Raw genomic sequence first — 3,742 nt, 5'->3', positions numbered from 1 at the left:
ATTAAACCCTGACTCATAAGCAATGGAATCTTTGTCTCTGATTTCAACAAAACCTTCATCAAACACACGGCACCATAAGCTCAAGTACGTTTGAGACACTGGGGAACCGGTACCAGCTAAGTGATCAATGATACGGTTGATGTAATTTAATGTTCTTGGAACGGTCGTAAAACCTTTATGCTCAGCCCTATTCCATATATTTAAATCATCAAGTTCCTCACCCCATAGTTCTTCAAGCAGCTCTTCTCTTCGTTTTGACAAAGAGCGTCGTCCAGATCTTTTTGCTCGTTCTGACATATCAATCATCCTTACAGCCAGTCAATACACTTATTCTCTACAAAAATTCATTTTATTTCAATGAGTTATACGAAAACATTCAAAAACAAAGAGTCAAAGGTCAATACAACACACACTACAAGATATGAAATAAATTACAAAAAAATAATTGAGATGTAATATATATTACATTAAGCGCTTTATAAAACAGTAAGTTACAGCACATTTTGTACTCGCTGTTCTGATTGTTATCATATTGTTCTCATTGTGCTCGCGGTACTCAAAAGGGGTATGCAAAGGGGGGCAGATAATATGGATGGGCATAAAACTAAGTTAGTAAAGCTACTTGAGTGCATTTACCATAACGCCTCATTACGCGCACAGCTCAAACGCTCTAGAAACGATTCTGTGGCGTAACCCATCAAATCCTACGTCTTGCCCCCTGAAAACGTCTCAAAATCGCACCAGGGCGTTTTACGGGCATGAATTGTTATGCACCAGACTGACTGGTGGCGGATTTCAGCATGAATTCAGGCCAGACAACTCAAAACCCGCACCAATCCAGACTGAAAACGGTGAACGGGGACGCAATTTATTGCGTGGCCGTGAAGCGTTGCCGGCGCAGCCGGAAAACCGGTTTTCAGCACGTTCAGGAATCCGGTTCGTCGACGGCCGGCAATCACGTTATGGCAAGTCACCGAACGACTCACCACACGATTCACCGGCGACTCTTCACTAGAGTCGTACCCAGAGTCGCCACGTCTAAAAAACAACCAAACGGAGAGTCGGGTCTAGAGTCGGGTCGTTATTAACTCATTGTTTTTATAGTCCTGAGTCGTTACCGACTCTATGACGACTCGCCGGGGACTCTATGACGACTCGTCATAGAGTCGGATCTATATAAATCAAATTTAAAAAACGAAATTTCACCAACTTAAACTACTGATATTAAATACAAATCCGCAAAATGTTAATTTTGCGTGGGGTGTGGGTATTTTTAGTGGTGAGGAGCGTTCAGAGATCTGGCGATTTTTGGGAAGGTTCAGGAACTCCCCGGGATGGCCGGAGAGGAAAACTGAAGCATGACGGGGTCAGGATTTTTTCCAGAATTTCCACCATGGCGCCGGGGATTCAGTTAATTTTGCCTGGTGATTTTCAAGAAGGAGCATGGCCTGTTTCAGGCTGTCGATGTGCGAATCCTTGGACAAAAGTAAGGTGTTCAGGTGTTCAATCTCCTGTTTCAGATGACGAATCACCTGTTCACTCTGGTCAACAGAGGCTGTATCACGCTGTCTAGAGACCTGTCCAGAATGGTGTTCACCCTTCGGGTGTTCAAAGGGACCAAAGACACGTAAAAGCTCTGAAGTATCTACCATTTTTGCATTACGTTCACCGCTACAGGTGGACAGGTCACCCGCTTTAATTAACCTGTGCAGTGTTGTTCTACTCTTACCCGTCAGTCGGGCAGCCTCACTAATAGACACTCTGGCCATCAGTTACCATCCTGTAATGCATCCAGTCTCAATGACAGTGTACGAAAAAGATGCTCCGCATCATCGTGGAGTTTCTCACAAAGGTCGGCCTCAGCATCAAGATCAAGCTCGTTAAGCTTCTCCAGCAGGAGCAGAGACTGATCCTGGATGAATTTAGCCATGTTCAGCGCTGTTTTCTGTTGTTTCGTCATAAGAGGCCTCAGAGCGTCAGTGCTCAGTGTCAAACCAGTCTCTTTTCCGCTTCCTCGCTCACTCAGTCGCTACGCTCCGGTCGTTCGGCTGCGGCGAGCGGGAGGAGCATGCGTAGAAAAGCTCGAGAGAACCGAGCGGAAAAAGGAGGAGAAAAAGGAAAGGCCGCACAGCAGCCGTTTTTCCATAGGCTCCGCCCCCCTGACGAGCATCATAAAATTTGACGCTCAAATCAGTGGTGGCGAAACCCGACAGGACTATAAAGATACCAGGCGTTTCCCCCTGGCGGCTCCCTCGTGCGCTCTCCTGTTCCTGCCTTTCGGTTTACCGGTGTCATTCCGCTGTTATGGCCGCGTTTTCTCATTCCACGCCTGACACTCGGTTCCGGGAAGGCAGTTCGCTCCAAGCTGGACTGTATGCACGAACCCCCCGTTCAGTCCGACTGCTGCGCCTATTCCGGTAACTATCACCTTGAGTCCAAACCAGAAAGGCACGACAAAACGCCACTGGCAGCAGCCACTGGTATCTGGTTCGCAGAACAAAGAAGTCTTGAGGTGTTGAAGTGTGAGGCGGACTACGGCTACACTGTTAGAACGAATTCGGTTTCTGTGCTCTGCGAAAGCCAGTTACCACGGTTCAGAAACTTGCCGGTTAATGAACCTTCGAAAAAACCACCTTGCCGGGTGGTTTTTTCGTTTACAGAGCAAAAGATTACGCTGATGAACAGCCAGGAGTCAACAATACTCACAGCTTGTTGTGGTTGCTTATCTGGCTACTTATAGTTATTTTTCAAACAAAGATGTTGTATAGTGATACTACACGTTAAGCAGAGGCTATAAATATGAGTTACGTAGCAGACACCAAAGCCAGAAATGAAGAGGCTAAATTGGTTCGCGAAGAAACATCATCAAACAGCCGCAAACCTTCCAACAAAGGCCTGCTTGCCTTTATTGTTGCTTCCGCAGCTGTCGATGATTTCGAGCAGAGAGGCCGTATACACGGCGCTTAATCTCGGCTTGGAATGTCCATATACATAGCATTCTTCACAAACCGGCTGTATACCGTCCTTTTTTCAAATCCTAACTTTCTGTAGTGGTTTTCGACCTTCTCATTTACAGGGTTGAAAATTGCTACATGGTCAGCGCCAACCCGCTGTCCTACAGCAATCGCAACCGCAACCGCAATAGCGGCTATTTGCTTTTCCAAAGGGTGCTTTACAGGACACGCTTGCAAATAATTCATTCGGACAGTTTTCTTTCCTCGGGTGACCAGACCAAGAGAGAGTCCACATAGAATCCCATCACCCCAAATTGCCAGATCAAACTTCTTACATCGTTTAATCCGCTTGGCGACCATTCTATCCCACTGCCATTCTCCATGTTTTTGCTTAGCTGATTTCCCCATCCACTCCGAAGACCATGCAGATAAAGCCTTTTTATCGATTGGAGATAAACGCAGTTCAATCCCAGCTAAGACACCAGCTTCAACGTATGTAGCAACGACCTCATCAAATGCTTCTTGATAAATTTTAAGGTATCGCTCACGAACCCCACAAAATGTACTCATTCCCACTTAGCCCCCACCTCTTGCATTCGAGAAAATAGAGCGTTATACCGCTCATCTTTACTCATACCATTTGATTCATAATGACTTTTTATAATACTTAGTGGATTCAGCATTAATACATAGTGAAACTCACCAGACGTGCCTGCCTTTGTCTTGATGAGCCCTAACTCACGCAGTTTCCTCATCCGACTCATCCATGTAGTCACAGCTCTCTGCCC

At 46.0% G+C, this 3,742-nt stretch carries 4 protein-coding genes and 3 pseudogenes; 2 read left to right on the top strand and 5 right to left on the bottom strand.

What is annotated here, in order from left to right:
* The 3 genes and pseudogenes from KOSB73_RS25510 to KOSB73_RS25495 all read right to left on the bottom strand — a co-directional run.
* A pseudogene (locus tag KOSB73_RS25510) lies at positions 1-297 on the bottom strand (hypothetical protein); the annotation flags it as partial.
* 1,070 nt (positions 298-1,367) lie between these two features.
* Positions 1,368-1,769 (bottom strand): helix-turn-helix domain-containing protein, encoded by a 402-nt coding sequence (locus KOSB73_RS25500; protein ID WP_098141165.1) that lies wholly within the window; start codon positions 1,767-1,769, stop codon positions 1,368-1,370.
* Positions 1,769-1,960, bottom strand: a complete 192-nt coding sequence (locus KOSB73_RS25495) for a Rop family plasmid primer RNA-binding protein (RefSeq protein ID WP_098141163.1) — start codon at positions 1,958-1,960, stop codon at positions 1,769-1,771. Before KOSB73_RS25495 ends, KOSB73_RS25500 begins: the two co-directional genes overlap by 1 nt.
* Before the next feature lie 414 nt (positions 1,961-2,374).
* Between KOSB73_RS25495 and KOSB73_RS31580 the strand changes: the two are divergent.
* Positions 2,375-2,515 (top strand): annotated as a pseudogene (locus KOSB73_RS31580) (replication initiation protein); the annotation flags it as partial.
* 284 nt (positions 2,516-2,799) lie between these two features.
* Entirely contained in the window at positions 2,800-2,967 is a 168-nt protein-coding gene (locus tag KOSB73_RS30955; RefSeq protein ID WP_159427097.1) for a hypothetical protein, read from the top strand.
* Here the strand turns inward: KOSB73_RS30955 and KOSB73_RS25480 are convergent.
* Entirely contained in the window at positions 2,964-3,530 is a 567-nt protein-coding gene (locus KOSB73_RS25480) for a hypothetical protein (protein WP_133116580.1), read from the bottom strand. The two genes, KOSB73_RS30955 and KOSB73_RS25480, sit on opposite strands and share 4 nt — an antisense overlap.
* Positions 3,521-3,742, bottom strand: a pseudogene (locus KOSB73_RS31045) (hypothetical protein); the annotation flags it as partial. The pseudogene KOSB73_RS31045 and the gene KOSB73_RS25480, both read right to left, overlap by 10 nt.

It is taken from the genome of Klebsiella grimontii, from assembly GCF_900200035.1.
GTDB classification, from domain to species: Bacteria; Pseudomonadota; Gammaproteobacteria; order Enterobacterales; family Enterobacteriaceae; genus Klebsiella; species Klebsiella grimontii.
Note: the sequence above shows the minus strand (reverse complement) of the source record. Positions and strands in the feature narration are given on the sequence as shown.

Excerpts from the sequence above, each read along its gene's own strand:
- KOSB73_RS25500 (WP_098141165.1), bottom strand. The coding sequence starts at position 1,769 with ATGGCCAGAGTGTCTATTAGTGAGGCTGCCCGACTGACGGGTAAGAGT.
- KOSB73_RS30955 (WP_159427097.1), top strand. The coding sequence starts at position 2,800 with ATGAGTTACGTAGCAGACACCAAAGCCAGAAATGAAGAGGCTAAATTG.
- KOSB73_RS25495 (WP_098141163.1), bottom strand. The coding sequence starts at position 1,960 with ATGACGAAACAACAGAAAACAGCGCTGAACATGGCTAAATTCATCCAG.